Raw genomic sequence first — 24,834 nt, forward strand, 5'->3', positions numbered from 1 at the left:
GTCGTCGGGGAGCAGCCCCCGGGCTACGACGTCGGCGACGCCTACCACTACATCCTCATGCGCATCCTGATGGCGGCACGGACCTACGACCTGCAGGCGATCGACGGGCCGTACCTGCAGATCAAGGACATCGACGGCTTCCGTCGGGTCGCCGGCCGCTCGGCCGCCCTCGGCTTCGACGGCAAGTGGGTGCTGCACCCGGGACAGATCGACGCCGCCAACGAGGTCTACTCGCCGGCGCAGGACGACTACGACCACGCCGAGCTGATCCTCGACGCCTACGAGTGGCACACCTCCGAGGCGGGCGGCATGCGCGGCGCCGTGATGCTCGGCGACGAGATGATAGACGAGGCCTCACGCAAGATGGCCTCGGTCGTCGCGGGCAAGGGCCGGGCCGCCGGCATGAGCCGCACCTCGTCCTTCACCCCGCCGGAGTCCTGACCTGTCCGCGCTCGCCGGGAGGGTCGCGCTCGTCACCGGCGCGGGCAGCCCGGACGGCATCGGGTTCGCCTGCGCGAAGGCGCTGCTCACCGAGGGCGCGACGGTGCACGTCACGTCGACCAGCGAGCGCATCGCGCAGCGCGCGGCCCAGCTCGGCGCCGGGTCGCTCGGCGTCGTCGCCGACCTGACCGTCGAGGACGACGTCGACGCCCTGCACGCCGCGGTGGGCCGGGTCGACGTGCTGGTCAACAACGCGGGGATGCTCAGCGTGCACTCGCCAGACGTCCAGTCCGCGGTCGTCGACCTCTCGCCCGCGGACTGGCGGACCGACCTCGCGCGCAACCTGGACACCGCGTTCCTCGTCACCCGCCGGTTCCTCCCCGACATGCTCGGCTCCGGGTGGGGGCGGGTGGTGAACGTCGCCTCCACGACGGGTCCGGTCAACGCGATGCCGGACCAGTCGTCCTACGCCGCGGCCAAGGCTGGGATGGTCGGACTGACCCGCGCGGTCGCCGTCGAGGTGGCCGGGCGGGGAGTGACCTGCAACGCCGTCGCGCCGGGCTGGATCGCGACAGGGTCCCAGACCTCCCAGGAGGCGGAGCACGGCCGGCGCACCCCGGTCGGCCGTTCGGGGACCCCGGACGAGGTCGCGGCCGTCGTCGCGTTCCTCGCCACGCCGGGCGCGTCGTACCTCACCGGGCAGTGCCTGGTCGTCGACGGCGGGTCCAGCGTCATAGAGAGCCGGTAGCTCAGTCGTCGTCGTCCGACGACTCGGAGTCGCCGTCAACGACGACGAGCCTCAGGTGCTCGTCCAGTCGGACATCGACGGTGGTCCCGTCCGGGCGGGTCACCTCGACCTCCCACGTCGCACCGTCCTCGGAGTCGCGCTCGACGGCGTTGGCCGTGCCGCCGCGGGTGATCTCCAGCGCGGCGGCCGTGGCCCGATCCGCCTCAGGACCCATGACGGTGCCGTCACCGTCGTCACCCCCGGCGACAGCTGCTGTCGTGCCGGCAACCCCGGCGAGCAGCAGCGCCGCCGCGCCGACCAGGACCTTCGTCTTCTTCTGCATGGGTGCCCTCTCCGTTCAGACGTGCGTGACCTTCACGAGCGCTACGCGCTCGCGGCCACCGCGGACGAGCTTCTCGAGCACGACGCCGACGCCCCGCGCGTAGAACTTGTGCTCGACGACGTCGGGCTCGAGCTCGGTGAAGTCCTTGGTCACCAGCAGCTCGTCGAACGAGCCGTACGGCACGGTGCGCTCTGCGTCGAGCCGAAGGACGGTCGCCTGGTCGAGCGCCTCGCCCGGTGCGTACTCCTGGTAGTAGATGTCGCCGACCTTCGGCCGAGCGGGCATCACGATGCCCGCGCGGGCGCCGTCGCGACCGGCCCGCCAGGAGCCCTCCGTGCTCACGACCTTGCCGTCCTCGTACTCCTTGGTGTTCTCGCCGAAGTACCACACGTTCCCGCGTCGGTCCTGGGCGTACCAGTCGCGGGTGTCCTCGGCGAGCTCGCCGGCGATGAAGGCCCGGTCGCGGACCACGACGGTCTCGACACCTTGCACGGTCTTCGTCCGGCGCGTGACGGTGACGACCTCGCGGCCGTGACCGTCGTCGCTCCGCTCGCGGTAGACCATCCGCGTCCCCGGCTCGAAGGGCAGGTAGGGGTTGTCGATCGCGGTGGTGAACCGCGCGGGTTCGGGGTTCACCGGCGGGATCACCGGTCCACCGCGTGCGGCCACCGCAGGGCCGGCAGCGACGACGAGCGCGAGCGTGCTCAGCAGGGTTGGGACGGCCCCACGGGTCCTGGCCATGCTGGTGATCCTCGCGCATCGGCGCTGAAGCGGCCCTGAACGCCGTCGTCAGCCGGGGTTCAGCCGATGCTCAGCGGGCCTGTGGCACGGTGAGCGCGTGCGCGTCCTGCTCGTGGAGGACGACCGGCGGCTGGCCGGCGCGGTGAAGCGCGGGCTGGAGGGCGAGGGCTACGCGGTCGATGTCGCCTCGGACGGGGCCGAGGCGGTGTGGCTGGCGGGGGAGACCACGTACGACGCCATGGTGCTCGACGTGATGCTGCCGCAGCTGAACGGTCTGGAGGTGTGCCGCCGCCTGCGCGACGCGGGCAACTGGGTGCCGGTCCTGATGCTCACCGCGAAGAACGGCGAGCGGGACGAGGCGCGCGCCCTCGACACCGGAGCCGACGACTTCCTGTCGAAGCCGTTCTCCTTCGTCGTCCTGCTCGCCCGGCTGCGAGCACTGGTCCGTCGGGGCGCCGGGGAGCGACCCGCGGTGCTCGTGGCCGGTGATCTGGTCCTCGACCCGGCGGGCCACCAGGTGCGCCGAGGTGACGCGGTGGTCGACCTCACGCCCCGGCAGTTCTCGCTGCTGGAGTTCCTCATGCGGCACAAGGGCGAGGTGGTCTCCAAGCGGACCATCCTCGACCACGTGTGGGACTTCGCGTTCGACGGCGACCCGAACATCGTCGAGGTCTACGTGGGTCAGCTGCGCCGGCGGGTGGACGCCCCGTTCGGGCGGGCCAGCCTGCAGACCGTCCGGCTCGTCGGCTACCGCCTCGACGCGGAAGGGGGCTGACGGGGTGGCGCCGCGGCTCGGGTCGGTGCGGGTCCGGACCACGGCCGCGGTGACGCTGCTCGTCGCGGTGGGACTGGGCCTGGCTGCCTGGCTGCTGCTCGCCGAGCTTGAGCGGAGCCTCACGACAAGCCAGGACGACACGTCGCGCGGCCGGGTCCGCGACCTGGCCGCCCTCGTGCGGTCGGGTCGGCTCCCGACGACGGTCGGTGCACTCGGTGACGACACCTTCGCCCAGGTGGTCGAGGGCTCCGATCGGGTCGTCGCCGCCACACCGGGAGCGAGCGGGCGTCCTCCGCTGGCGACGTTCGCCGTGCAGCCGGGCGGCCCGGGCGTGCACACCGTTGACGTGCGCGACGGACCGGAGCACGAGGTCTACCGGGTCTGGGGCCTGCGGGTGCGCGGTCCCGACGGGCCGGCGGTCGTGTACGTCGGCGCCAGCCTGGAGCTGGTCTCCGAGGCCACGGCCACCCTCCGCGGCCTGCTGCTCGTCGGCGTCCCTGCCGCGGCGGCGCTCCTGGGCCTGCTGACCTGGGTGGCGCTCGGGCGGATGCTGGCGCCGGTCGACTCGATCTCCCGCCAGGTGGCGGGGATCGGGGACTCCGAGCTCGACCGTCGGGTGCCAGTGCCCCGCACCGGCGACGAGGTCGCCGAGCTGGCCGGCACGATGAACGCGATGCTGCAGCGTCTCGAGGAGGCCAGGGACCGGCAACAGGCCTTCGTGGCCGACGCGAGCCACGAGCTGCAGAGCCCTCTCACCCGGCTGCGCACGGAGCTCGAGGTCGCGAGAGCGACGCACGCGCCGGACTGGGACGCGGTGACGACCGACCTTCTCGCCGACTGCGGCGAGATGGAGGCCCTCGTCCGGGACCTGCTCTTCCTCGCTCGCGACGACGGAAGCACGGGTCGGGTCGCCACCGAGCGGGTCGAGCTCGTGGACCTCGACGACGTCGTGCTGGAGGAGGCCGCGCGGGTGCGGTCGGCCGCCCGGGTGGAGGTGTCCACCACCGCCGTCTCCGCCGCACCGCTGCACGGCAGCCGTGACCAGCTCCGGCGCCTCTCGCGCAACCTCCTGGAGAACGCGGTCGCCGCGGCGTCGAGCCGGGTCGAGGTGTCGTTGCGGGCCGACGGGCCGGGCGCGGTCCTGGTGGTCGAGGACGACGGTCCCGGGATCCCGACCGACCAGCGGGTGCGGGTGTTCGACCGGTTCGTCCGCCTCGACGGCGCGCGGGACCGGGCAACCGGTGGCAGCGGGCTGGGCCTGGCCATCGTCAGCTCGATCGCCCGACGGCACGGTGGCGACGCGTCGGTCGAGGAGTCGCCGAGAGGGGCTCGGCTGGTCGTACGGCTGGCCGGCTGGCCGGGCAAGGTCGGCGAGGAGCCGGGACCGTGACGCGGCGGAGCCCGGGACCGTCGGCGGGACGGTCCCGGGCTCCTGGGCTGCAGCTCGGGGGTTCAGCGGGTGGTGAAGGTCCACACCGCGTTCTGCAGCCCGGCCTTGGCCGGCTTCTGGTCCAGGGCGTTGCCGGCCAGGTCCTTGATGCCGGTTTTGAGGACGACCTTGTACGTCGTGCCCGCCGTGAGTTTCGCAGCCGGGTCGATCGTGACGGCGCGAGTCGTCGCGTCGTACCGGACAGCCGCGGCGACGGCCTTCGTGGTCCCCTTCCGGATCACCTTGGCGGTCGAGGTGGTCACGGTCGACTTCTTGACCTTCTCGGACAACGTCGCCTTGATGACCGCACCGCGCTTCACGTCCGTGGCGCCGGTCTTCGGCGTGTGCCCGGAGACCTTCGGGTGGCTGGTGTCGGCCGCGGTGGTGCCCGGCGCCGGGGTGCTCGGAACCGGTGTCGTCGGGTCGGTCGTAGTGATGTGCAGACTCCAGCCCCCCGTGATGGCGCCCTGGTCGGTCTGCTCGTCGTCGACCACGAACAGCTGCCAGATGCCGTTGGGGTCCGTGCCGTCGAAGGTCGTCAGGGTGCTGCCGACGCCGACGACCGAGGGAGCCGGCGCACGGAACGCAAGGTCTTCACCGTCCCCGTCGGCGTCTTGGTCGACTGGCCGGAACGCTCCGCTCGCCAGCTTTGTCTCGTCCGGCAGGGGGTCTGCGGCCTCGTCGTCGAGGACGAGCTCGACCCCAGTCACGTCGTCGCTGCCACCGGCATCGCTCATGACCATCGCCTTGTGCCCGGACGGGCCCACCAGCATCAGGTCGAGGTCGTCGGGGTAGCTGTGCTGCAGACCGTGCAGCGCGACGTCGACGTCGGTCACGACGCCGGAGGCGCCCGCCACCTGCACGGTGGAGGGGTAGGGCTGAGTCCCTTCGGTGGTGTCGAAGCTCAGTCGCCAGCCGCCGACCGTCCCGGCGTCGGATACGCCGTCGTCTATGACGTAGAGCTGCCACTGACCGTTCGGGTCGCTGCCGTCGTAGGCGCTCAGTGACGTCCCCGCGGCGCTCGCGTCGGGTGCCGGCGCCGGGAAGGCGTCCCCGGTGCCGTCGGCATTCGTGGGGCGGTACCAGCCCGAGGTGATCTGGTCGGACGCTGGTAGGTCGGTCTCGGCCTCGTCGTCGAAGTGAAGCTCGATGCCGCTCACGTCGGCAGAGGTGCCGGTGTCACTCATCAGGATCGTCTGCTGGCCGTTCGGACCCACCAGCAGGATGTCCAAGTCGTCGGGGTAGGTGTGGCTGACATTGACGAGCGTCACGTTGACGTCGGTGATGCTGCCGCCGACTCCCGCCATCGTGATCGGTGCTGGGTACGGCGTCGCGACGCCGAGGCTTGGCACGGTGGCCCCGGCGCCGGTCCCTGACAGGTAGTAGCGGTTGTGGATGTCGATGCCGGTCGAGCTGCCGTAGTCAGCGGTGGCTGCGGACGCGGCCGGCGCCAGGGCGACTGCGGACGCGGCGACGACGGCGGCGCCGGCGAAGCCGGCGAGCGACTGGCGGAACCGCCGGCGGTCGGCGAGGCACGAGGGCGTGGGGTGGGTGAAGGTCGTCTTCGAGATCATGCACCGAGCATCTGGTCGGCGGCCGCCAAGATCGTGAGTAGCGACTGCTCAACTGCGCGTGAGCCACGCACCCGAGTACTCAGGTGCGGGCGGAGTGGCCGCTGTCAGCGGGTGGTGAACCGCCAGGTCTTGGCCTGGTTGCCCGACCGGGCGGTGTTCTGGTCCAGCCGGTTGCCGGCGCGGTCCCGGACGCCGGTCCCGACCACCACCTGGTAGCGCGCGTTGGCCGCCAGGTCGTTGCGGGGGTTGATGATGACGCTTTTGGTGTCGGCGTCGTACCGGATCCGGGCCCGGACGGTGGCACCGGTCGCCGACCGGACCAGCTTCACGTTGGCGCCGACGATCGTCACCGACCGGACCGGCTCGCTGAAGAAGGCGCGGACGTTGCGGCCGCGGCGGACCTCGTCGGCGCCTGCGCCCGGCTTGGTCCGGATCACCCGCGGGTGCTCCGTGTCGACAGCGACGGTCTTGACAGCCGAGGCCGCTGAGACGTTGCCGAACGCGTCCGTCGCGGTGGCGGTGTAGGCGTGCACGCGGTGTTCCTGGTCGAGCAGGACGAGCGCCCACGTGCCGGTGGCCGAGGTGGTGGTCTCGCTGAGCAGCGTCGTGCCCTCGTAGACCTTCACCGTGCTGCCCGCCTGCGCTGTTCCGGCGACGATGAAGTCGCCGTCGCTGTCCAGCCCGTTGGTCGGCGTCGAGATGATCGGTGCACCCGGGGTGTCGACGGTGGTGATCTGGATGCTCCAGCTGTCGATGCTGCCGGCAGCCATGCCGCCGGCATCCACCACGAACAGGCTCCAGACGCCGTTCGGGTCAGTGGAGTTGAAGTTCGCCAAGGCGGAAGTCATCGGTCCGCTGACCGGACCGGGTGCGCCGTACGGATCACCGGGCTCGAAGTCCGTGGGCTTGAAGGTGCCGCTGGCCAGCGTCGTCGAGTCCGGCAACGAGGCGAGCGCCTGCTCGTCGAGTGTGAAGTTCCGGTCGGTCACGGCATTGGCCGCGCCGCCCACATCGCTGAGCAACGTCACGGCCTGTCCCGTCGGGCCGACGAGGAGCACGTCGACCTCCTCCGGGGAGCCATGGCTGAAACCGGTCAGCGTCACGTTGACGTCTGTGACCCCTCTGGGCAGACCGCTGACCCCGATGCTCGACGGGTACGGCGTCGCCGGGCCGGATGCGTTGATCGTGGTGGCGCTCAGCTGGCTGAAGGTGCCGACTTGGGCGTGGGCACCGGGCGCGACCACGAGAACGGAAGCAGCGGCGGCTCCCGCGGTGGCTGCCACGAGCAGGCTGTGTCGGGTGGCGTTGCGAACGATCATGAGCTCCCCCTGGTCCCCATGCGTGTCACCGCCGGTGAGGCGGCAGGAACAACGCTAGCCACATCAGGCCGGTCCGGCGGTCACATCCCGAACGCGGGGCGCATGCTGCGGGTGCGGTCGTCGGCGGCGTGGCCGAGCAGGCGCCGGATGCCGAGCATCCGCTCCGTGGTCTCCAGCAGCGCGTAGAGGTCGTACCGCGTGCCCACCCGGGTGCCCGGTCCGACCGACGCCGCCACCGCCACCGTCACGATGTGGCACGACTCGTCGGAGTCGCGGCGGCAGCTCTGACCGGCCACGCCGCCGGCTCCCTCGTCGTAGGTGACGAACAGCGCCGTACGGCCGGCCCGGTAGTCCGGGCCCGCGAGCACCTGTGGCACCACCTGGGCCAGCCACTCGTCGCCGGCCGGCACCTCGCAGTCGTGGGTGTTGTGGCACTGGTCCGGGATGACCAGCGTGAGGTCCGGCAGCCGTCCCTCGGCGAGCACGTTCACCAGCCGCCCGGACTCCGGCGTGCCCATCGGCAGGTCGTTGCGGCGACAACCGGGGGTGCCCGGGAAGTAGGTCGGCGGGTTGTGACGGACGACGTACGGATAGGCGTCGGTCCGCCGGCACGCGCCGGGCATAGCCTCGGCGAAGACCCGCCAGCGGCCGCCCGCGTCGTGCACCTGGTCGAAGACCGTCCGCCGGCGCTGCGGGCACTGCGCCGGCGTGCAGGAGCGGTCGACACCGCCGGTGCGGCCGGACACCATGGCCAAATAGTTGGGCAGTGACGGGTGGGTGATCGCCCGGAAGTCCGTGGCCAGGCCGCAGGCGCGCGCCAGCGCATTGAGGTACGGCGCCTGCAGGTCCGCCGGGCTGCCCGGGTCACCGACGAGCTCGCCGTAGGAGTGGTTCTCCAGAACGATCCACACCACGTTGTCGTACGTCTTCGGCGCGCTCGCCCGCCACCCGCAGGGCTGGTCGGACGGGGACACCCGGGCCGCGGCGGTCAGCGGTGCCCGGTCGGCGAGCACCGGACCGACGCCGGCCGGCACCACGGCGGTGGTGCCGGCAAGGGCGACGGCGAGCAGGACTCGGACGGTGCGCATCCGCCCAGTCTGGACCGCACCTGGCCCTTCAGCCCGACGCTCGGCGGATGCGCCGCCCAGCAAGATGGACCAGGATGAGCAGATGGTGACGGTCCATCGGCCCCTCGTCCCGCTGCCCCGGCGGTTCGGGGGGGTGACCGTCCGCCAGGGTGGCCTCGACGACGACCTTGACGCCCTCAACCGCGGCAACCCGATGTGGTGGGGCAAGGACTTCGTCGCCGAACGCCTCGCGACCAGCCCGCCGGAGGACCGCTGGTACATCGTGGTGGCCGAGGTGGACGATGCCCCGCTGGGCGTCGCCTTCCTGCTGGCCAAGGGCGTGACCGCGGGGGGCCGGGCGGCAGCAGACGTCTACGTCATCCCCGAGGCGCGTCGACAGGGCGTCGGCCGCGCTCTCTTCGAGACGCTCGTCGACGAGATCCGCGCGCACGGCCTGCCGGGGGTCAAGGCCCAGCTTCCCGACGACGATCCGGCGAGTCTCGCCACGGCGCTGTCCTGGGCGTGCTCCGAGGTCGGGCACCACCGGGAGTCTGTGCTCGACCTCGCCACGGTGGAGGACGCCGTCGTCGCGTCGCTCCAGGCCAGGTCGAAGTCGGCCGGCATCACCCTTGAGCCGCTGCCGGACGACGCCGACGATGCGGCGTGGAGGGAGATCTACGACATGCAGAGGCCGATCTGGACCGACGCGCCGGACGCTGACGGGGCGAGCGACCAGATGCCGTACCCGGTCTGGAGAGGCTTCTTCCCCGACCCGTCCTACGTGCTCGTCGCGCGAAGGGACGGCAAGGCGGTCGCAGCCAACATGCTGATGGACCGACCAAAGGACAGCGCGCTGAACATCATGTTCATCGCGGTCACGCGTGAGGCGCGCGGCCTTGGGCTCTCCGCCGCGCTGATGGCACGTCACGCCCAGCTGATGCGCGATGCGGGGCACCACCGGCTGTACACGCAGAACATGGACCAGAACGTGCGCATCCTGCGATCGAACGAGCGCGTCGGCTTCCGGGTCGAGAGCGGATACCTCGATGTCGCGTACGACCTGGCTGCGCGCCGGCCGACGCAATGAGGGATACTCGCCAGTAACATAGCGCCATCCCGAAGGAGCACCGTCCATGGGCCGTCTCGCGCAGACCGACGGGCTGACCGACATCCAGACCGAGATCCTGGACACGGTGCGGCGCTTCGTGGACAAGGAGATCCTCCCGCACGTCGCGCAGCTCGAGCGCGACGACGAGTACCCGGCCGAGATCGTCGAAGGCATGAAGGAGATGGGCCTCTTCGGGCTGATGATTCCCGAGGAGTACGGCGGTCTGGGCGAGTCGCTGCTGACGTACGCGCTCGTCGTGGAGGAGATCGCCCGCGGCTGGATGAGCGTCAGCGGCATCATCAACACCCACTTCATCGTCGCCTACCTGCTCAAGCAGCACGGGACGGAGGAGCAGCGCCGGTCGCTGCTGCCGCGGATGGCGACCGGTGACGTGCGCGGCTCGTTCTCGATGTCCGAGCCGGGGCTCGGGTCCGATGTCAGCGCGATCTCGACCCGTGCGGTGAAGGACGGGGACGACTTCGTCATCACCGGGCAGAAGATGTGGATCACCAATGGCGGCACGTCGAACCTGCTGGCCGTCCTGGTCAGGACCGACGAGGGCGCTGGGACGCCGTACCGCAACATGACGACGTTCCTCGTCGAGAAGCAGGCCGGCTTCGGCGAGACGGAGCCCGGCCTCACCATCCCGGGGAAGATCGAGAAGATGGGTTACAAGGGCGTCGACTCGACCGAGGCGGTCTTCGACGGCCACCGCGTCCCGGCGTCCCGCGTCCTCGGTGGCGAGACCGGGAAGGGCTTCTACCAGATGATGGACGGCGTCGAGGTCGGCCGCGTCAACGTCGCGGCGCGCGGGTGCGGCGTCGCTGCGCGGGCTTTCGAGCTGGCGATCGAGTACGCCCAGCAGCGCTCGACCTTCGGCAAGCCCATCGCGCAGCACCAGGCGGTGCTCTTTCGGCTGGCCGAGATGGCGACCAAGGTCGAGGCCGCCCACTCGATGATGGTGATGGCCGCCCGCAAGAAGGACGCCGGCGAGCGCAACGACGTCGAGGCAGGGATGGCCAAGTACCTCGCCAGCGAGTACTGCAAGGAGGTAGTCGAGGACTCGTTCCGTATCCACGGGGGCTACGGCTACTCCAAGGAGTACGAGATCGAGCGGCTCTACCGCGAGGCGCCGATGCTGCTCATCGGCGAGGGCACGTCGGACATCCAGAAGATGATCATCGGTCGCCGGCTGCTGGAGGAGTACAAGCTGCGCGGCTGACGCCTACAGCCGCTGTACGGCACCGCACCTTCCGGGACCACCTCGTCGGATAGCGTCCGACGGGTGCCGAGCGACCCGTCCCACATGGTCCGGCACATGCGCCTGCAGAGCGAGTACTGCGCCGAGCTGGGCTCGCCGTTGTACGCCGCGCTGCTTGCCCTGCTGGCCGACGACGTCGAGGCCGGTGGGCCAACCGCCGACGTGCTCTCCGGGCACGAGGAGGACCGGGGGCCGAGCGCGCTCGCCCTCCGCCTGCTGGGCTCGGTGCACCGGCTCGTGCTCGAGCGCTCGGCCCCGCGGCTGGCCCTGCACTATCCCTCGGTCGGGGGAGACGGCGACGTCGTGGCGGCGTGGCCGGCGCTGCGCGACGTACTCGTCGAGCACCGTGCGCGGCTGCGTGGCCTCCTGGACCAGCCACCGCAGACCAACGAGGTGGGCCGCGCGGCCGTGCTGGCCGGCGGGCTGGCGCACGTCGTCGCCTGGCGGGACCGACCGGTGCGCCTGGTGGAGATCGGTGCCAGCGGCGGGCTGAACCTGCGGGTCGACCGCTTCCGGGTCGAGTCGGCGGACGGCCTCGGCGTGGGTCCGCCGGACTCGCCGGTCGTCCTGCACGACGCGTGGACCGGCGCGACGCCGCCTCCCGGACCGGCACCGCGCATCGTCGAACGGCTGGGGTGCGACCTCACCCCGGTCGACGCGACGTCGACGGAGGGCCGGCTGCTGCTCACGTCCTACGTGTGGGCGGACCAGCGGGACCGGCTGGAGCGGCTCCGCGCGGCGTTCGAGGTGGCGCGGTCGGTGCCGGTCACCCTGGAACGGGCCAGCGCCGGTGACTTCGTGCGCCGTCTCGAGCTCCGGCCCGGCACCACGACGGTCCTGTGGCACTCGATCATGTGGCAGTACCTGGACCCGGCGGAGCAGCGGTCGGTCGACGTGACGCTGGACCGGCTCGGTGCCACGGCCGACGAGGACCGGGGCCTGGCCCGGATCTCGCTCGAACCCGCGCGGCGCCACCCGTCGGCACCGCGCGAGATGCTGGTGCGGATGCGGACCTGGCCGGACGGTGCGGAGCTGACGCTCGGGGCAGCTGTGACCGCGCACGGCCTGCCGGTCGTCTGGGACTGACCTCGGCGCATGCGCGAGAATGCTGCCCATGTCAGCCCACGAGCAGTACTCCGACATCCCGCGCGGCCAGGTCGTCGGTTCCTACGACACCTACCTCGAGGCGCAGCGAGCGGTGGACTTCCTGTCGGACAAGGAGTTCCCGGTCCAGCACGTCAGCATCGTCGGCTCGGACCTGCGGATGGTCGAGAACGTCCTGGGCCGGCTGACCCGGGGCCGGGCGGCTGCCGCAGGTGCGGCCACCGGCGCCTGGTTCGGCCTCTTCGTGGGTGTGCTGCTGTCGGTGTTCGCCGACGACGGGACCAACGTCTTCTGGCTCATCGTGTCGGCGATCATCTACGGCGCCGTGTTCGGAGCGGTGTTCGGCTTCGTCGGGCACGCCATGTCGGGCGGTCGCCGCGACTTCACGTCGCGCAGCAAGATCGTCGCCAGCTCGTACGAGGTCAGGTGCACCTGGGCCGAGGCAGACCGGGCACGCGAGGTCCTGGCAGGACTCACCCAGGGCTGAGCGGACAACAGATCGCTGCACGTGGGGACTATGGCGCCGATGGGTCGGCGTGATCTGCGAGCAGCACCAAGAGGTCCTGGGCGGCCGCCGCGACGCGGCGCGACGGGTCATGATCCGGGTCGTACGAAGCCATCGTGGCCGAGACGACGGGCCACCGAGACGCGATCTGCTCGACGAACCCGGCGACCTCCTGCTCGGTCAGCCCTCCGGGCGCCGGGTAACCGTTCGCCGGCCCCACCAGCACGGGATCGTAGACATCGAGGTCGACGTGGACGTGCACCACGTCCCATCGGTGCCGCATGGTCCGCAGGACCCGCTCTGTCTCGCCCTGATCCCGGACGACGTCGGGTGGCATCACAGTGATGCCGGACGCTGCCAGCGCCGGCCCCTCGGCCGGGTCGAGGTCGCGGGCTCCGACGAGCAGGACCCGGTCCTCCGGAACCGGACGGAAGCCGGGTACGGCCCCGGTGAGGCTGCGCCAGCACCGGCCCACGACCATGGCCAGTCCCTGCCCGTCCAAGAACCCTGTGCTGTCCCGCTCGGGGTCGTTGAAGTCACCGTGTGCGTCGAACCAGATCAGGCCGACGCGCGCCGCGTCGCCGAGAGCCGCCAGCACACCGAGCGTCGTGTTGCAGTTGCCCGCGGGAAGAAGCGGGACTTCGCCGTGCCGGCGTGCGTCGGCGACATGCTGCGCGACGGACCGCTGCAGCTCGAACGCTGTGCGGAGCTCTGCGGTCCACCCGGATCCGGCCTCGAGGACATAGGTGGACACCGGGTGCCCCACTGACGCCAGCCGCCGGGAGGCACCGGCGTCGAGCAGTGCCAGCGGTCCGGCACCCATCCGTTCGTCGCGCCGTCCCGAGTCGTACGGCGTCGCGAGGAGCCGAACCGCCACCCGCGTCCTGCTGGTCATGGTCGTCAGCATCACCATCGGCGCCGGAGGTAGTCCCGCAGGTCAGCCCGGTCTGCCACTACTTCTTGCTGTGCCCGAGCCCGGCGTCGCATTCTGAGGTTCACGCATGACGCGCTAGGCCGATTCACCCGGCAGAATGCACGGTCGGGTGGCGGCGAAGGGCAACGGAGGGATGAAACCTGGTGGTCGACGGCGCTCCGTTCGGAGTTGCAGCCCTGGCCGGCTGCAACGGGTTGGCGAAGTGGCCCCAGAAGTTCGCCGCGTGAGTCAAGGGGCTCGATGGGCGGTGACGCTGGCGGCGTTCGCCGGCCTGCTCGCCGCCTGCAGCATCCCGGGAAGCCCAAACCGTGACACCGAGCCGGCTCCTACTGCAAGGGGATCTGCTTCGTCTCACGCAGACTCCGCCGCAGGGGCTCCTTCTTCGACCCCCCAGGCGACACCCGACGAGACCCTCAGGGCGCTGCCGCCGGTCCCGGCGACGGACGACGCGGCCGCACTCGCCAGCCAGCTCGACCATGCAACGGCGACGATCCGGGAGCAAGACGCAACGCCCACCGCGGTACGACAGGCGGCGGAGTTCCAGCAGCTCGCCGTACGCGCCCTGGCCACTGCGTCTGCCGGCTCCCGCCGCAGGGTGACGAGCCGTCTAGATCACGACACGGCGTTGATAATACGAAGCTCTGTCAGGGCGGCCAAGTCTCTCCGATCGTTGGGTGAGCCCCAGCAGCAGCTGCCTCGTTGGCGCATCGTCGCACCGCCTCCGGCGAAGGAGCTGCTCGGCTACTACCGGGAGGCGCAGCGACGTACCGGTGTGTCGTGGACCTACCTGGCGGCCATCCATCTGGTCGAGACGCGCATGGGCCGCATCCGGGGCGTGAGCACGGCCGGAGCGCGCGGCCCCATGCAGTTCCTCCCGTCGACCTGGGACCTGTACGGAAACGACGGGGACATCACCGATCCGCGGGACGCTATCCTGGCCGCCGCCCGCCTCCTCAAGGCCAATGGCGCCCCCGGCGACATGGCCGACGCGCTGTGGCACTACAACCCGTCAGGCGACTACGTCCGTGCGGTGCGCGAGTACGCCCGCGCGATGCAGCTATCGACGTCTGCCTATCGCGCTTTCTGGCACTGGCGGGTCTTCTACCGCCACGCAAGCGGTACCTACGTGCTGCCCGTCGGCTACCCGAAGACACGGCCCGTACCGCTCCCCGGGAGCTAGCCGGCGGCAGTCCCTTCCGTGACGCAGGTCCTCGCGCTCAGGCCGCAGATGGTCGATGCCGTTGGTTGGCTAGCCTGGACGACGTGGGACGTCGCGTCCGGTTGACGCTGGTGGGGGTCGTACTTGCGAGCGGCCTGACAGCCTGCGGGCCCGAGCAGGACGCGGGACCGCAAGCCTTCCGACGCACTCCGTCCGGCTCACCGGTCACCACGACCGCTGGGTCAGACCCCGTAGCTCCGGCGCCCTCGCGCAGCCAGCCGATCGTCAGCAGCTCGGCGGAACCCCGACGGTCGACGCGGGGAACCGCACCGCCGTCGTGGCTGGGGACGAAAGTGCTGCCCGAGACCGCGGACGGTTACGGCGAAGTCCGGCCCACGCCTCGGGTCATGCGTGTCAGGCGCTGGAACACCCGCGATTCCGTGTCGATGCTCCCGGGCGCCGGCTTCAAGGCGATCCTGGCTGATCCAGCGCCGAGGCAGGTCGTCGCCCGCTCCACGTGGCAGCCCGGTTGCCCCGTCGACAAGGACGACCTGGCTTGGATCCGGATGACCTACTGGGGCTTCGACAACGCCCGGCACTCAGGCGAGATGCTGGTGAACAGATCAGTGGCCGAAGAGCTCGTCGAGGTGTTCCGGAAGCTCTATCGGGCGAAGTTTCCGATCGAGTCGATGGGCATCGCGGAGCCCCAGGACCTCGACGCCCCACCGACGGGCGACGGGAACGTGACCGGGTCGTTCGCCTGCCGCCCGATCCGGGGCGGGACGGAGTACTCACAGCACGCCTTCGGCCTCGCAGTGGATCTCAACCCGTTCCAGAACCCCTACCAACAGGGCGACCTGGTCCTGCCCGAGCTGGCGTCGGCGTACCTCGACCGCGACTGGCTCCGCCCCGGGATGATCACGCCTGGCGGTCCGGCGACGCGGGCGTTCGGGTCTATCGGCTGGCAATGGGGCGGCAACTGGTCACACTTGAAGGACTACCAGCACTTCAGCTTGAACGACCGTTGACCACCGGGGCAACGAGCTGCGCGACTACCTCGACAAGGCCAAGCCTGACCTGCTTGTGTCCAAGCACGTCAACTCCGCGTTCCACGGGAGCCCGGACCTGCACGCGTGGCTGCTGGGTCAGCAGGCAGCCGGCATCGTCGTGTGCGGCATCACGACCGACCACTGCTGCGAAACGACGGTTCGCGTCGGGGCCAACCTTGGTCACGACGTGCTGTTCCCGATCGACGCGACCTTCACCTTTGACCGGCGGCACCCCGACGGCACCATGTTGACCGCCGACGAGATCACCCGCGCCACGGCGGCGAGCCTGCACGACGAGTTCGCGAACGTCACCACCACCGCCGAGGTCCTGGCTGGGCGAGCCCGTCCGATCGACTGAGCATCAGTGCTCGCACGACAGATCGACTTGCGCCGCACCATTCGCGGGAAGACTGCGAGCGCGTGAGTCAGACGGCGTGGCGGCGTCGGTAGTCTCGGGGCGATTCTCCGTGAACCCGCTTGAAGGCGGCGCTGAGGGCGAATGGGTTTGCGTACCCGACCTTTGCAGCGATCGCTGCGAGGGTGTGGCCGGTGCTCACGAGCAGATCGGCGGCAAGGGCCAGTCGCCATCGGGTCAGGTACGTGAGCGGTGCTTCGCCCATCTGCACCACGAAGCGTCGCGCGAGAGCAGCCCGCGACAACCCGACATGGGTCGCCAACGACTCGACGGTCCACGGGTGCTCGGGGTACTCCTCGATGGCGCGCAGCGCGCGTGCAACCAGGACGTCTCCCGAGGCTGCCGAGGATCTCGGGAGCACCGTTCGCAGGCAACGCACGACCAGCAGGTCGAGCAGCCGATCGATGACGGCGGCCTGCCCGGGCTCATCCTTGACGATCTCCTGCGCGGTCACGCCGATCAGTGTCGGGTCGAGGTCCCGGATCACCAGCTCAGCCGGCAGTTCCGACAACAGGAGGGAGCCGACCGAGGTCTCGTGCTGGTAGGTGCCGATCAGCATGACCGTCGCATCTTCGGAGCGAGTGTTGCCCCAGGTCCGGACGCCGAGCTCCATGTCTTCAGCGAGGATCCGACCGTGAGGGTCGATGCAGACCTGGCCGGGCAGGATGCGGATGTCCTTTGGTGTCCGAGCCGAGTCCGCAAACGTGTAAGGCTCCGGGCCCCGGATCAGCACCACGTCTCCCGAGGCGACTTCGGTCACCTGCTGAGGTCCGGTGAACGTCGCCCGACCCCGCGCCATCACCACGACTGTCAGCGGGGCACGGTCCTCGACCGTGATCGACCACCGGCCGTCGAAGACGGCCCTGAGGGCGAACGCCCGCTGCGCACGCGGCCCGTCCACAAGGGCGCTCATCACATCCACGCGGTAGACGCTTGCATATGTCATTGCGCTGCACAAGCATTCTCACACTCTATCCCGCGCGTCAGTCTTGGAGCCATGACGATCCTGATCACCGGCGGCACCGGCAAGACCGGTAGCCGCGTCGCCCATCGCCTGACCGAACTCGGCCAGCCCGTCCGCGCCGTCAGCCGCAACAGCCAGCCACGGTTCGACTGGCTCGACGACTCCACCTGGGAGGGCGCCCTGACGGGCTGCACCTCCGCCTACGTCACGTTCCAGCCGGACATGGGCCTACCGGGCGCCGACGCCATTGTCGGTGAGTTCTCGGGGCGCGCCGTCGCCCTCGGGTGCACGCGCCTGGTGCTCCTGTCCGGCCGCGGTGAGGCCAGTACACGACAGGCGGAGGCTGCGTTCATCGCGGCCGGCGCCGAGTGGACGATCCTGCGTTCGGCGTTCTTCTTCCAGAACTTCACCGAGGCCTTCTGGGCCGAGGAGATCGCCGGCGGCTCTCTGACGATGGTCGAGAACAGCGTCGGCGAGCCCTTCGTCGACGCCGACGATCTCGCCGACGTCGCCGTCGCCACGCTCCTCGACCCGGCGCACAACGGCCACATCTACGAGCTCACCGGGCCGCGCCTGATCACCTTCCGGGACCTCGCCCACGAGATCAGCACGGCCTCCGGACGCACCGTCGCCTACCGGCAGCTCCCGGTGCAGGACTACGTCGCGGCACTCGTCTCGATGGGACTGCCCGCGGAGGACGCCACAGGACTGGCGTACGTGTTCGACGAGGTGCTCGACGGCCGCAACGCACAGCTCGAGTCCGGCATCGAAGATGTCCTCGGACGCCAGGCCCGGGACTTCACGGACTTCCTCGGGAACACGCTCGCGCAGTCGGCGCACCATGGATGACCTCCGCCTGACCGGCGGGCAGGCCCTCAACGGCCTGCTCGCCGGCACCTATCTGGCGTTAGGTGTCGCCGTGATGCCGGCACTGCACGGTCTCCCGGACGACACCTTCGTGCGAGTGATGAACCGCATCAACGTCGTGATCGTCAACCCGCTGTTCCTGACCCTGTTCCTGGGTGCGCCCGTCCTTGCCGTGATCCTGGCCATTGTGCGAAGCGATCCGCTCACGATCGCCGCGGCCGTGGCAGCCGTGTCAGTGGTCGTCACGACCATCGCCGTCAACGTGCCACTCAACGACGCCCTCACCAAGGGCGGTACCCGCGAGGCGTACGAGGGGCCGTGGGTCCTGTGGCACTACTTCCGTACGGGTGTCGCCGCAGTCGCGTTCTCCCTGCTGTGCATCGCGACAAGTTGAACCGGTTCGGCGATGTCACCCGACCTCCTGCGGTAGCGGACAGGCGGTCGCGGCCGCACTCGCCGGACGACTTCCTCGCAGCGCGAATCCCTATGCTCAGGCCATGACGGAGCACGCCGTTCCGACCGCGGCCGACTTCTCAGCAGCCCTGGAACGACTGACGGCCGGTCGCGACCCTGCCATGCGCGAGGTGTTCACCCTGGCCAAGACGTCCATCGACATGCCACTGGGCGACGTCCGACGGCTACTCGCCTCGAATGAACACCTGCATCGTGTCGGCGCCGTGAGCATCATGGACTTCCGTGCCCGGCGCCGCCGAGTCACGGACGAGGAACGAGCGGCGCTCTATGAGCTGTACGTCGGCGAGCACGACCTGATCAACACGTGGGACCTGGTGGACCGCGCAGCGCCTCACGTGGTGGGCGGCTACCTGAACGACCGCGACCGGACACCCCTGTACGAGCTGGCACGCTCGTCAGACCCATGGCGACGGAGGACGTCCGTCGTCGCCACCTGGTACTTCATCCGCGGCGGCGATCTGGACGACACCTTTGCACTCGCCGGCCTCCTCGCCCACGACCCCGAAGAGGTCGTGCAAGCGGCTGTTGGCGGTTTCGTCCGTGAGGCCGGAAAGCACGACCCCCAGCGGCTGCGCTCCTACCTCGACCGACACGTGCCGGGTCTCCCGAGGACCATCCTGCGACATGCCATCCGGCACCTGCCTGACGGCGAACGCCAGCACTACCGACAACTCGCCGACCTGGCCTGAGCGTGGCCGATGGAGCGAAGGCGAGCATCCCTGTCACTTTGGCGGGACCAGGGCACGCAGCAGTGCGACGAGACGTCACCGCACCGACTCAGGCCGCGTGGCCGATCCTCGCGGCGAACTCTGTCTCGATCCGGCTGGGCCGCGCCCAGTCAGGCGGCTGCATCGCCTTGCCCAACGGCGGTCGAGCGGCGGGAAGCGGCGGCGGGCGCGACACGTAGGAGTGGCCGGTGGGCGTCGTTGTGATCACCCGGTGCTGGCCGAGGCGACTTCCGGGTGCCGGCCCTGCCGACCACCCGGCGGATTCCTTCGTGTAGTTGCAGGCCTCGCAGAGGCCCTGCCCGTTGTCAGCGCTCGTCGGCCCGCCCTGACTAGCCCGCACCACGTGGTCGGCGTGCCGGACGGGCGCGTCGCACCAGCGTGTACGGCACACCCGGTCGCGGTGGACGAGGAACCCGCGAAGAGCAGGCGGGAAGGCGTGCGCCTTCGACTCCAGGGCGACCAGCTCGTCGGTCTCCGGGTCCGTCCAGAGCCGACGCAGCAGGACCTGCGCCGCGTGTGCCACCTTCGGCTCGTCGGCCTCCGCCGCAGAACCCGCCAGCAGCTCGCGCGCCCACGGCGCGGGCACCGGGCCGTAGTCCTGCACGAGGACCGGCTCCTGGTCACCGCCGAACGCCGTGCGGTCGGTCATGACGAGCCCGACCACGATGTCGACGCCTTCGGCGTAGGAGCGCCCGGTGACCCGCTCGACCAGCGTGTCGGCCATGACCTGCTGACGGCTCCGCGGGTCACCGGCAGCGCGAGCCTCGTCGGCGGCCTTGCTCAGTGCTGCGTAGGTGGCGACGCCGTCGGTCACCGGGAAGAGACCGGAGAGGCGTGACATCACGTCCGGCGCCGGCCGCAACGAGACCCCTCGGTCCTGCGCCGCGCGAGACGCGCGGGCGGTCACCGAGTGGGGGTCCAGCCGGTAGGCGACCTTCGCGGCGGCGGCCGCCACCGCGCGGTCGCCCAGCCCGTCGAGCACCCGCGGGTCGCGGCAGAGCTCCGCGTCGGCGAGTCGCCGGTCCTCGCGGCTGAGACAGGCGGTCTCGCGGACCAGGAGCGTCGCGCGCCACTCCGAGAGCCGACCCTGCTCGAGGGCGGCCAGGGTGTGCGGCATCTCGTGCACCAGGGCCTTGGCGAGACCCAGGTGTTGCCCGCCTCTCGCGGGGCTCTCCTTGCGAGCAAGGGCGACCTGGGAGGCGACGCCCCGACCTTGCTCGGCCGCCCGCAGGCCGTGCGCCGCGCGCTCGGCGCGCACCAACTCGTCGAGGGCGTCGGTCAAGCGCGCCTGCGCGGCAGCCGCCGCAGCCTTGAGCGCCTCGAGCCCAGCGACCCGGTCGACGATCTCCGCCGGCAACGACGGCGCACCGTGGCCGGCGGCCGAGTCGACAACGGCCGCTGACCGCAAGCTGCCCGCGAGCTTCTCGATGTCCTCGGCGTACGTCACCGACACGTCATCACCGGACTCGAACATGTGTTCGATCCTACCAGGGCGCGGAAATGGCCGAAAGGTCTTGTGCACAGCCACGCACCGAGTCTGTCAAGGGCCGCTCGCTTTGGGATGCACGAGGATCCGGCAGGATCAGGTCAGCGCGAGCAGCCCGTACGTCGAGCCCTCCGAGAGGACCGCCCATGCAGTTCGGCCGCTACTACGAGGAGTTCGAGGTCGGGGCGACGTACAAGCACTGGCCGGGCAAGACGGTGACGGAGTACGACGACCACCTGTTCTGCCTGCTGACCATGAACCACCACCCGCTGCACATGGACGCCAACTACGCCGAGCAGACGACCGACTTCGGGAAGAACGTGGTGGTGGGCAACTACATCTACTCGCTGCTGCTCGGCATGTCCGTGCCCGACGTCAGCGGCAAGGCGATCGCCAACCTCGAGGTCGAATCGCTCAGGCACGTCAAGCCGACCTTCCACGGCGACACCATCTACGGCGAGACGACCGTGCTCGACAAGATGGAGTCCCGGTCGAAGGACGACCGCGGGGTGGTGCACGTGGAGACGCGCGGCTACAAGCAGGACGGCACGGTCGTGTGCGTCTTCCGGCGCAAGGTGATGGTCCCGAAGAGGTCGTACGGCGACCAGCGCGGCGGCGAGCAGCCGGGCCGGCCGCAACCGCAGAACAGCTAGGCAGCGGCCGCGAGCCACGCCCGCAGCGCGTCGGCAGCCCGGTCGAGGGCCACCTCGAAGGCCGGCCAGACCTCGGTCACGTCGTCCAGGTCGCGGAGCAGGGCCGAGGCCTCGAGGTGCGAGCTGAGGTTGTGCAGGTCGCGGGCGCCGAGCAGGGCGCTCACCGACGCCAGGCTGTGCGCCACCAGGCGCACCCCGGCCAGGTCGGCGGCCATCACCGCCTCGACCAGCTGGCTGCGGCGCTCGTCGACCGCGTGCAGGAAGATCAGCACCGTCTCGCGGGCCGGAGCGACGTCGCCGAGCTGGTGGGCCAGGTCGGCCAGGCAGCTGGGGTCGAGCGCCGGCAGCGGGCCGGTGCGGTCAGCAGTGATCCGGCCCATCCGCCCTCCCCGGTCTCGCTGGGTCCTCACCGGGATGATCGGCGCGCGAGCGGGCGGACCTGAGCAGAAGGGTCAGGTGGCTGCGGCCGGGCGGGTCGCCCGGTGCGCCGCCCAGTGGCGACGCAGGTCGTGGACCTTGTCATGGAAGGCGTCGTCGCGGCCGAGCGGGCCGGTGGTCGGCGCGCTGAGCCGGGTCCGGCGTCGGACGGTGGTGCCGTGGTGGACGGCGTCGTGGTGGACGACGACGGTCTTGACCCCGAGCTGGCGGGTGACCTCGATCTCGCGCACCTCGTCCCACGGGATGACCATCGTGGGCACCGCGTGGACGACGATGCCGCGAGCGGTGGCGGACGTGCCGACCCACCAGGTCGCGGCCGCCATGACGACCAGCGCCAGACCGGCCAGCGCGGTGCCCGGGCCACCGCCGAGGCCGCCGTCGTTGAGCAGCACGTCACCCCAGACCAGGGCCTGGAAGCCCAGCACTGTCATCACGAACGCGCGGCGCTGCGACCAGGTCAGCCGGAGCCGCAGGGTCGGGTGGGCGGGCATGTCAGCACGGTAGGTCGCCACACCGTGGTCTCGGGCGGAAACCACGACTTCTTGACCGGCTCGGCACCCGCGGACGGCTCAGTGCGGCAGCATGCCCCACTCGTGCAGGGCGTCCCACAAGCCGTCGACCAGGTCGAGCGCCTTGAGCTCTGCCCGGTCGGCCCACCGCACCTCGGTGGCGTCGTCGCCGGCGACCGGGGAGGTCGTGACGGCGAGGGCGCACGCGTAGTCCCGGATGTCGTAGAGCACCCCACCCGGTCCCGGGCGGACGACCGTGCCCACCAGCAGCCCCACCGTGACGTGCAGCCCGGTCTCCTCGAGAACCTCGCGACGTACGGCCGTCAGGTCGCTCTCGCCGGCCTCGACGCGGCCACCCGGCACCGACCAGAGCCCGGCACCCGGCTCGTGCCGGCGCCGCACGACGAGCAGCCGGCCGTCGTCGTCGTGGACCAGGGCGCCGACGCACGGCACCCGTGGCCCACCCGTCGACCAGCCGCCCGCGGAGCCCATGGCGGCGAGCCTAGGTGGCACGGCGCTTCGACGGCTCCGCCCGGCGCCGACGACCCTCGACTCTTGACGGCGGGACTGCTAGGGCAGCACCGTCGTCCTCATGAGGGTGGGTCCGGGCTGTCCCCGCTGCGGTGCCGGCCTGCACGCGCCTGGGCTGTGGTCCAGCGCCTGGCAGTGCGACACCCACGGCGCGGTCCATCCGCTGCAGCCCGTCGTGCAGCCGACCCAGGACCAGGTGCGCACGGAGGCCGCCCGCGCCGCGGTGCCGGTCTGGCTGCCGTGGCCGTTGCCTCGTGGCTGGCTGGTCACCGGGCTGGCCGTGGCCGGCGACGAGCGCACCGGCGCCCGCGCGACCGCGCTCGCCTGCTCGGGACCCGCGCCGCTGGGCGGGGTGGCGGAGCTGGTGCTGGTGGCCGAGGAGCCCGGCATCGGGCTGGGGGCCCGGTTCGCCGGCCTGGACGGGCCGGACGGCGGCGGCATCCCCGACGGCCGGGCGCCCGACGCCAAGCTCGAGGCGGCCGACCACCCCACCGCCATGTGGTCCCTCGCGGCCTCCGACGACCGGGCGGTCTACGTCGGCGAGGCGCTGGGCTGCTGGGTCTGGGCCGTCGTCTGGCCGGAGAGCGCCGGCTTCCTCCTCATCGACGACTTCGCGCTGCGCGACCTGCGCGACGGCACGGTGCCGGACCTCCCGCTCGGTGCCTTGTCCCCACGCCTGAGCGACTGACCGGGCGGGGGTGCCCGCCGCCCCTACGCTGTACCGGTGCACGCCGACCCCGCCGACGCCACCGACGCCACCGACGTCGCCGACCTGCACGCCCACAGCAACGCCTCCGACGGCACCGACTCGCCCGCCGAGCTGGTGCGTGCGGCGGCCGAGGCCGGGCTCGCCGTGGTGGCCCTCACCGACCACGACACGACGCGCGGCTGGGCGGAGGCGGAGGCGGCGCTGGCCCGGCACGAGGGGCTGCGGCTCGTGCGCGGCGCCGAGATCTCCTGCGTGTGGGAGGGCGTGAGCCTCCACCTGCTCGCCTACCTCTTCGACCCCGGGCACCAGGAGCTCGCCGACGAGATGGCGACGGCGCTCGACGACCGGGTCCCGCGGGCTAAGGCGATCGTGGTCAAGCTGGCCGCGGCCGGCTACCCGATCACCTGGGAGCTGGTGCTCACCCAGCTGCAGGACGGCGCGACCGTCGGCCGCCCGCACATCGCCGACACCCTGGTCGCCGCCGGTGTCGTCCCCGACCGGACGGCGGCGTTCGACACCCTGCTGCACGACGGCAGCGAGTTCTTCGTCGGCCACTACTACGTCGACGCGGTCCGCGCCGTGCGGCTCGTCCGCGAGGCCGGGGGAGTGCCGGTGTTCGCTCACCCGGCAGCCGCCAAGCGCGGCCGGACGGTGGGCGAGGACGCCATCGCCGCGATGGCCGCCGCCGGGCTGGCCGGCCTCGAGGTGGACCACCGCGACAACCCGCCCGAGGCCAGGACCCGGCTCCGTGCGCTCGCCGCCGAGCTCGACCTGCTGGTCACCGGGGCGAGCGACTACCACGGCAGCGGCAAGGAGAACCGCCTCGGTGAGAACACCACGGATCCCGCGGTCGTCGACGCCCTGCTCGCCCAGGCGGGCAGCCCCACGGCCGTCCTGACCGCCTGACGCGGTGACCGCCTCCGACGGCAAGCTGTTCGGCGAGGTCTTCGTCACGCTCTTCGTGATCATGGACCCGCCGGGCACCATCCCGCTGTTCCTCAGCCTCACCAGCGGCCGGTCGTCCGCGATGCGCAAGCGGCTGGCCGCCCAGGCGGTGCTCGTCGCCTTCGTCGTCATCGTGGTGTTCGCCCTGTTCGGGCAGACCATCCTCAGCTACCTCGGCATCACCCTTCCCGCCCTGCAGGCGGCCGGCGGGCTGCTCCTGCTGCTGGTCGCCCTGGAGCTGCTCACCGGGCAGGCCGACGAGCCGACCGAGACGGCGAACGTCAACGTCGCCCTCGTGCCGCTGGGCACGCCGCTGCTCGCCGGGCCGGGGGCGATCGTGGCCACGATCGTCTTCGTCCAGCGCGTCGACGACGTGTGGGAGGGCGTCGCCGTCGCCCTCGGCATCGTCGCGGTGCACATCGTGCTGTGGCTGTTCATGCGCTTCTCGGTCGTCATCATCCGAGTCATCAAGGAGAGCGGCGTCATCCTCATCACCCGCATCGCCGGCCTCCTGCTCTCCGCCATCGCCGTCCAGCTGGTGGCCGACGCGGTGACGGCGTTCGTCAAGGAAGCCTGACC

Annotated in this window: 28 protein-coding genes and 1 pseudogene; 18 read left to right on the plus strand and 11 right to left on the minus strand. The window is 71.1% G+C overall.

Going from position 1 to position 24,834, the window contains the following annotated elements:
• Together VK640_09385 and VK640_09390 are read left to right on the plus strand one after the other, a co-directional pair.
• Nucleotides 1-441 (plus strand): CoA ester lyase (locus VK640_09385; protein HTE73397.1); only part of this gene is annotated, 441 nt, incomplete at its 5' end.
• Nucleotides 442-499: 58 nt separating this feature from the next.
• Nucleotides 500-1,189, plus strand: a complete 690-nt coding sequence (locus VK640_09390) for an SDR family NAD(P)-dependent oxidoreductase (GenBank protein HTE73398.1) — start codon at nucleotides 500-502, stop codon at nucleotides 1,187-1,189.
• Between the two features lies 1 nt (nucleotide 1,190).
• Here the strand turns inward: VK640_09390 and VK640_09395 are convergent, their stop codons facing one another.
• On the minus strand, nucleotides 1,191-1,511 hold the full coding sequence (locus VK640_09395) for a hypothetical protein (protein ID HTE73399.1): 321 nt from the start codon (nucleotides 1,509-1,511) through the stop codon (nucleotides 1,191-1,193).
• A 15-nt stretch (nucleotides 1,512-1,526) separates the two neighbouring features.
• Nucleotides 1,527-2,252, minus strand: coding sequence for a hypothetical protein (locus tag VK640_09400; protein ID HTE73400.1), 726 nt, complete (start codon nucleotides 2,250-2,252; stop codon nucleotides 1,527-1,529).
• A gap of 97 nt (nucleotides 2,253-2,349) precedes the next feature.
• Between VK640_09400 and VK640_09405 the strand changes: the two genes are divergently transcribed.
• A complete protein-coding gene (locus VK640_09405) occupies nucleotides 2,350-3,027 on the plus strand; it encodes a response regulator transcription factor (GenBank protein ID HTE73401.1) in 678 nt (225 codons plus the stop codon).
• Nucleotides 3,028-3,031: 4 nt separating this feature from the next.
• Entirely contained in the window at nucleotides 3,032-4,417 is a 1,386-nt protein-coding gene (locus VK640_09410) for an ATP-binding protein (GenBank protein HTE73402.1), read from the plus strand.
• Nucleotides 4,418-4,479: 62 nt separating this feature from the next.
• On the opposite strand, the gene VK640_09415 is transcribed toward VK640_09410, so the two are convergent.
• The 3 genes from VK640_09415 to VK640_09425 form a co-directional block, all read right to left on the minus strand.
• A complete protein-coding gene (locus tag VK640_09415) occupies nucleotides 4,480-6,030 on the minus strand; it encodes an Ig-like domain-containing protein (protein ID HTE73403.1) in 1,551 nt (516 codons plus the stop codon).
• Nucleotides 6,031-6,134: 104 nt separating this feature from the next.
• Entirely contained in the window at nucleotides 6,135-7,349 is a 1,215-nt protein-coding gene (locus VK640_09420; protein HTE73404.1) for an Ig-like domain-containing protein, read from the minus strand.
• A gap of 80 nt (nucleotides 7,350-7,429) precedes the next feature.
• Nucleotides 7,430-8,437, minus strand: coding sequence for an alkaline phosphatase family protein (locus tag VK640_09425; GenBank protein ID HTE73405.1), 1,008 nt, complete (start codon nucleotides 8,435-8,437; stop codon nucleotides 7,430-7,432).
• Nucleotides 8,438-8,519: 82 nt separating this feature from the next.
• Between VK640_09425 and VK640_09430 the strand changes: the two genes are divergently transcribed.
• From VK640_09430 to VK640_09445, 4 genes are all read left to right on the plus strand, one after another.
• Complete coding sequence (locus VK640_09430; protein ID HTE73406.1) at nucleotides 8,520-9,503, plus strand: GNAT family N-acetyltransferase; 984 nt, start codon at nucleotides 8,520-8,522, stop codon at nucleotides 9,501-9,503.
• Nucleotides 9,504-9,549: 46 nt separating this feature from the next.
• Nucleotides 9,550-10,746 carry an acyl-CoA dehydrogenase family protein gene (locus VK640_09435; GenBank protein ID HTE73407.1) on the plus strand — a complete coding sequence of 399 codons (1,197 nt, stop codon included), beginning with the start codon at nucleotides 9,550-9,552 and terminating at the stop codon, nucleotides 10,744-10,746.
• Nucleotides 10,747-10,809: 63 nt separating this feature from the next.
• Nucleotides 10,810-11,871 carry a DUF2332 domain-containing protein gene (locus VK640_09440; protein ID HTE73408.1) on the plus strand — a complete coding sequence of 354 codons (1,062 nt, stop codon included), beginning with the start codon at nucleotides 10,810-10,812 and terminating at the stop codon, nucleotides 11,869-11,871.
• 28 nt (nucleotides 11,872-11,899) lie between these two features.
• A complete protein-coding gene (locus VK640_09445; GenBank protein ID HTE73409.1) occupies nucleotides 11,900-12,376 on the plus strand; it encodes a general stress protein in 477 nt (158 codons plus the stop codon).
• A gap of 28 nt (nucleotides 12,377-12,404) precedes the next feature.
• On the opposite strand, the gene VK640_09450 is transcribed toward VK640_09445, so the two are convergent.
• Entirely contained in the window at nucleotides 12,405-13,289 is an 885-nt protein-coding gene (locus VK640_09450) for an arginase family protein (protein ID HTE73410.1), read from the minus strand.
• A 709-nt stretch (nucleotides 13,290-13,998) separates the two neighbouring features.
• Between VK640_09450 and VK640_09455 the strand changes: the two genes are divergently transcribed.
• From VK640_09455 to VK640_09465, 3 genes and pseudogenes are all read left to right on the plus strand, one after another.
• Nucleotides 13,999-14,508 carry a lytic transglycosylase domain-containing protein gene (locus VK640_09455; protein HTE73411.1) on the plus strand — a complete coding sequence of 170 codons (510 nt, stop codon included), beginning with the start codon at nucleotides 13,999-14,001 and terminating at the stop codon, nucleotides 14,506-14,508.
• A gap of 425 nt (nucleotides 14,509-14,933) precedes the next feature.
• Nucleotides 14,934-15,515, plus strand: a complete 582-nt coding sequence (locus tag VK640_09460; GenBank protein HTE73412.1) for a M15 family metallopeptidase — start codon at nucleotides 14,934-14,936, stop codon at nucleotides 15,513-15,515.
• Nucleotides 15,516-15,528: 13 nt separating this feature from the next.
• A pseudogene (locus VK640_09465) lies at nucleotides 15,529-15,894 on the plus strand (isochorismatase family protein).
• A 67-nt stretch (nucleotides 15,895-15,961) separates the two neighbouring features.
• Here the strand turns inward: VK640_09465 and VK640_09470 are convergent.
• The gene (locus VK640_09470; GenBank protein ID HTE73413.1) at nucleotides 15,962-16,897 is read right to left on the minus strand and encodes an AraC family transcriptional regulator; all 936 of its coding nucleotides are present in this window, start codon (nucleotides 16,895-16,897) and stop codon (nucleotides 15,962-15,964) included.
• A 51-nt stretch (nucleotides 16,898-16,948) separates the two neighbouring features.
• Here VK640_09470 and VK640_09475 point away from each other — a divergent pair, with 51 nt between their 5' ends.
• The 3 genes from VK640_09475 to VK640_09485 all read left to right on the plus strand — a co-directional run bounded on the left by VK640_09475 (nucleotide 16,949) and on the right by VK640_09485 (nucleotide 18,945).
• Nucleotides 16,949-17,764: an NAD-dependent epimerase/dehydratase family protein gene (locus VK640_09475; GenBank protein HTE73414.1), complete on the plus strand. Its 816-nt coding sequence runs from the start codon at nucleotides 16,949-16,951 to the stop codon at nucleotides 17,762-17,764.
• Nucleotides 17,757-18,176 carry an anthrone oxygenase family protein gene (locus VK640_09480; protein HTE73415.1) on the plus strand — a complete coding sequence of 140 codons (420 nt, stop codon included), beginning with the start codon at nucleotides 17,757-17,759 and terminating at the stop codon, nucleotides 18,174-18,176. Before VK640_09475 ends, VK640_09480 begins: the two co-directional genes overlap by 8 nt.
• Nucleotides 18,177-18,357: 181 nt before the next feature.
• Entirely contained in the window at nucleotides 18,358-18,945 is a 588-nt protein-coding gene (locus VK640_09485; protein ID HTE73416.1) for a DNA alkylation repair protein, read from the plus strand.
• An 88-nt stretch (nucleotides 18,946-19,033) separates the two neighbouring features.
• Here VK640_09485 and VK640_09490 read toward each other — a convergent pair whose 3' ends face one another.
• Complete coding sequence (locus VK640_09490) at nucleotides 19,034-20,458, minus strand: DUF222 domain-containing protein (protein ID HTE73417.1); 1,425 nt, start codon at nucleotides 20,456-20,458, stop codon at nucleotides 19,034-19,036.
• Between the two features lie 158 nt (nucleotides 20,459-20,616).
• Here VK640_09490 and VK640_09495 point away from each other — a divergent pair, with 158 nt between their 5' ends.
• On the plus strand, nucleotides 20,617-21,123 hold the full coding sequence (locus VK640_09495; GenBank protein HTE73418.1) for a MaoC family dehydratase: 507 nt from the start codon (nucleotides 20,617-20,619) through the stop codon (nucleotides 21,121-21,123).
• On the opposite strand, the gene VK640_09500 is transcribed toward VK640_09495, so the two are convergent.
• The 3 genes from VK640_09500 to VK640_09510 form a co-directional block, all read right to left on the minus strand.
• Nucleotides 21,120-21,533: an Hpt domain-containing protein gene (locus tag VK640_09500; GenBank protein HTE73419.1), complete on the minus strand. Its 414-nt coding sequence runs from the start codon at nucleotides 21,531-21,533 to the stop codon at nucleotides 21,120-21,122. The genes VK640_09495 and VK640_09500 overlap by 4 nt on opposite strands.
• A gap of 42 nt (nucleotides 21,534-21,575) precedes the next feature.
• On the minus strand, nucleotides 21,576-22,052 hold the full coding sequence (locus tag VK640_09505) for a hypothetical protein (GenBank protein HTE73420.1): 477 nt from the start codon (nucleotides 22,050-22,052) through the stop codon (nucleotides 21,576-21,578).
• Between the two features lie 78 nt (nucleotides 22,053-22,130).
• Nucleotides 22,131-22,562, minus strand: a complete 432-nt coding sequence (locus VK640_09510) for an NUDIX domain-containing protein (protein HTE73421.1) — start codon at nucleotides 22,560-22,562, stop codon at nucleotides 22,131-22,133.
• Between the two features lie 100 nt (nucleotides 22,563-22,662).
• Between VK640_09510 and VK640_09515 the strand changes: the two genes are divergently transcribed.
• The 3 genes from VK640_09515 to VK640_09525 are packed head-to-tail and all read left to right on the plus strand — an operon-like array spanning nucleotide 22,663 to nucleotide 24,832.
• Nucleotides 22,663-23,289, plus strand: coding sequence for a DUF6758 family protein (locus tag VK640_09515; protein HTE73422.1), 627 nt, complete (start codon nucleotides 22,663-22,665; stop codon nucleotides 23,287-23,289).
• A gap of 36 nt (nucleotides 23,290-23,325) precedes the next feature.
• Nucleotides 23,326-24,216 carry a PHP domain-containing protein gene (locus VK640_09520; protein HTE73423.1) on the plus strand — a complete coding sequence of 297 codons (891 nt, stop codon included), beginning with the start codon at nucleotides 23,326-23,328 and terminating at the stop codon, nucleotides 24,214-24,216.
• 4 nt (nucleotides 24,217-24,220) lie between these two features.
• Nucleotides 24,221-24,832: a MarC family protein gene (locus VK640_09525; GenBank protein ID HTE73424.1), complete on the plus strand. Its 612-nt coding sequence runs from the start codon at nucleotides 24,221-24,223 to the stop codon at nucleotides 24,830-24,832.
• Nucleotides 24,833-24,834 lie beyond the last annotated feature (2 nt).

This window comes from Actinomycetes bacterium (assembly GCA_035489715.1).
GTDB lineage: Bacteria > Actinomycetota > Actinomycetes > JACCUZ01 > JACCUZ01 > DATHAP01.

Bases quoted from the DNA above. Each gene is read 5' to 3' on its own strand.
- VK640_09395 (HTE73399.1), bottom strand. From the start codon at position 1,511: ATGCAGAAGAAGACGAAGGTCCTGGTCGGCGCGGCGGCGCTGCTGCTC.
- VK640_09400 (HTE73400.1), bottom strand. From the start codon at position 2,252: ATGGCCAGGACCCGTGGGGCCGTCCCAACCCTGCTGAGCACGCTCGCG.
- VK640_09415 (HTE73403.1), bottom strand. From the start codon at position 6,030: ATGATCTCGAAGACGACCTTCACCCACCCCACGCCCTCGTGCCTCGCC.
- VK640_09420 (HTE73404.1), bottom strand. From the start codon at position 7,349: ATGATCGTTCGCAACGCCACCCGACACAGCCTGCTCGTGGCAGCCACC.
- VK640_09425 (HTE73405.1), bottom strand. From the start codon at position 8,437: ATGCGCACCGTCCGAGTCCTGCTCGCCGTCGCCCTTGCCGGCACCACC.
- VK640_09430 (HTE73406.1), top strand. From the start codon at position 8,520: ATGGTGACGGTCCATCGGCCCCTCGTCCCGCTGCCCCGGCGGTTCGGG.
- VK640_09435 (HTE73407.1), top strand. From the start codon at position 9,550: ATGGGCCGTCTCGCGCAGACCGACGGGCTGACCGACATCCAGACCGAG.
- VK640_09445 (HTE73409.1), top strand. From the start codon at position 11,900: ATGTCAGCCCACGAGCAGTACTCCGACATCCCGCGCGGCCAGGTCGTC.
- VK640_09450 (HTE73410.1), bottom strand. From the start codon at position 13,289: ATGACCAGCAGGACGCGGGTGGCGGTTCGGCTCCTCGCGACGCCGTAC.
- VK640_09460 (HTE73412.1), top strand. From the start codon at position 14,934: ATGCTCCCGGGCGCCGGCTTCAAGGCGATCCTGGCTGATCCAGCGCCG.
- VK640_09470 (HTE73413.1), bottom strand. From the start codon at position 16,897: ATGACATATGCAAGCGTCTACCGCGTGGATGTGATGAGCGCCCTTGTG.
- VK640_09475 (HTE73414.1), top strand. From the start codon at position 16,949: ATGACGATCCTGATCACCGGCGGCACCGGCAAGACCGGTAGCCGCGTC.
- VK640_09480 (HTE73415.1), top strand. From the start codon at position 17,757: ATGGATGACCTCCGCCTGACCGGCGGGCAGGCCCTCAACGGCCTGCTC.
- VK640_09485 (HTE73416.1), top strand. From the start codon at position 18,358: ATGCGCGAGGTGTTCACCCTGGCCAAGACGTCCATCGACATGCCACTG.
- VK640_09490 (HTE73417.1), bottom strand. From the start codon at position 20,458: ATGTTCGAGTCCGGTGATGACGTGTCGGTGACGTACGCCGAGGACATC.
- VK640_09495 (HTE73418.1), top strand. From the start codon at position 20,617: ATGCAGTTCGGCCGCTACTACGAGGAGTTCGAGGTCGGGGCGACGTAC.
- VK640_09505 (HTE73420.1), bottom strand. From the start codon at position 22,052: ATGCCCGCCCACCCGACCCTGCGGCTCCGGCTGACCTGGTCGCAGCGC.
- VK640_09510 (HTE73421.1), bottom strand. From the start codon at position 22,562: ATGGGCTCCGCGGGCGGCTGGTCGACGGGTGGGCCACGGGTGCCGTGC.
- VK640_09515 (HTE73422.1), top strand. From the start codon at position 22,663: ATGAGGGTGGGTCCGGGCTGTCCCCGCTGCGGTGCCGGCCTGCACGCG.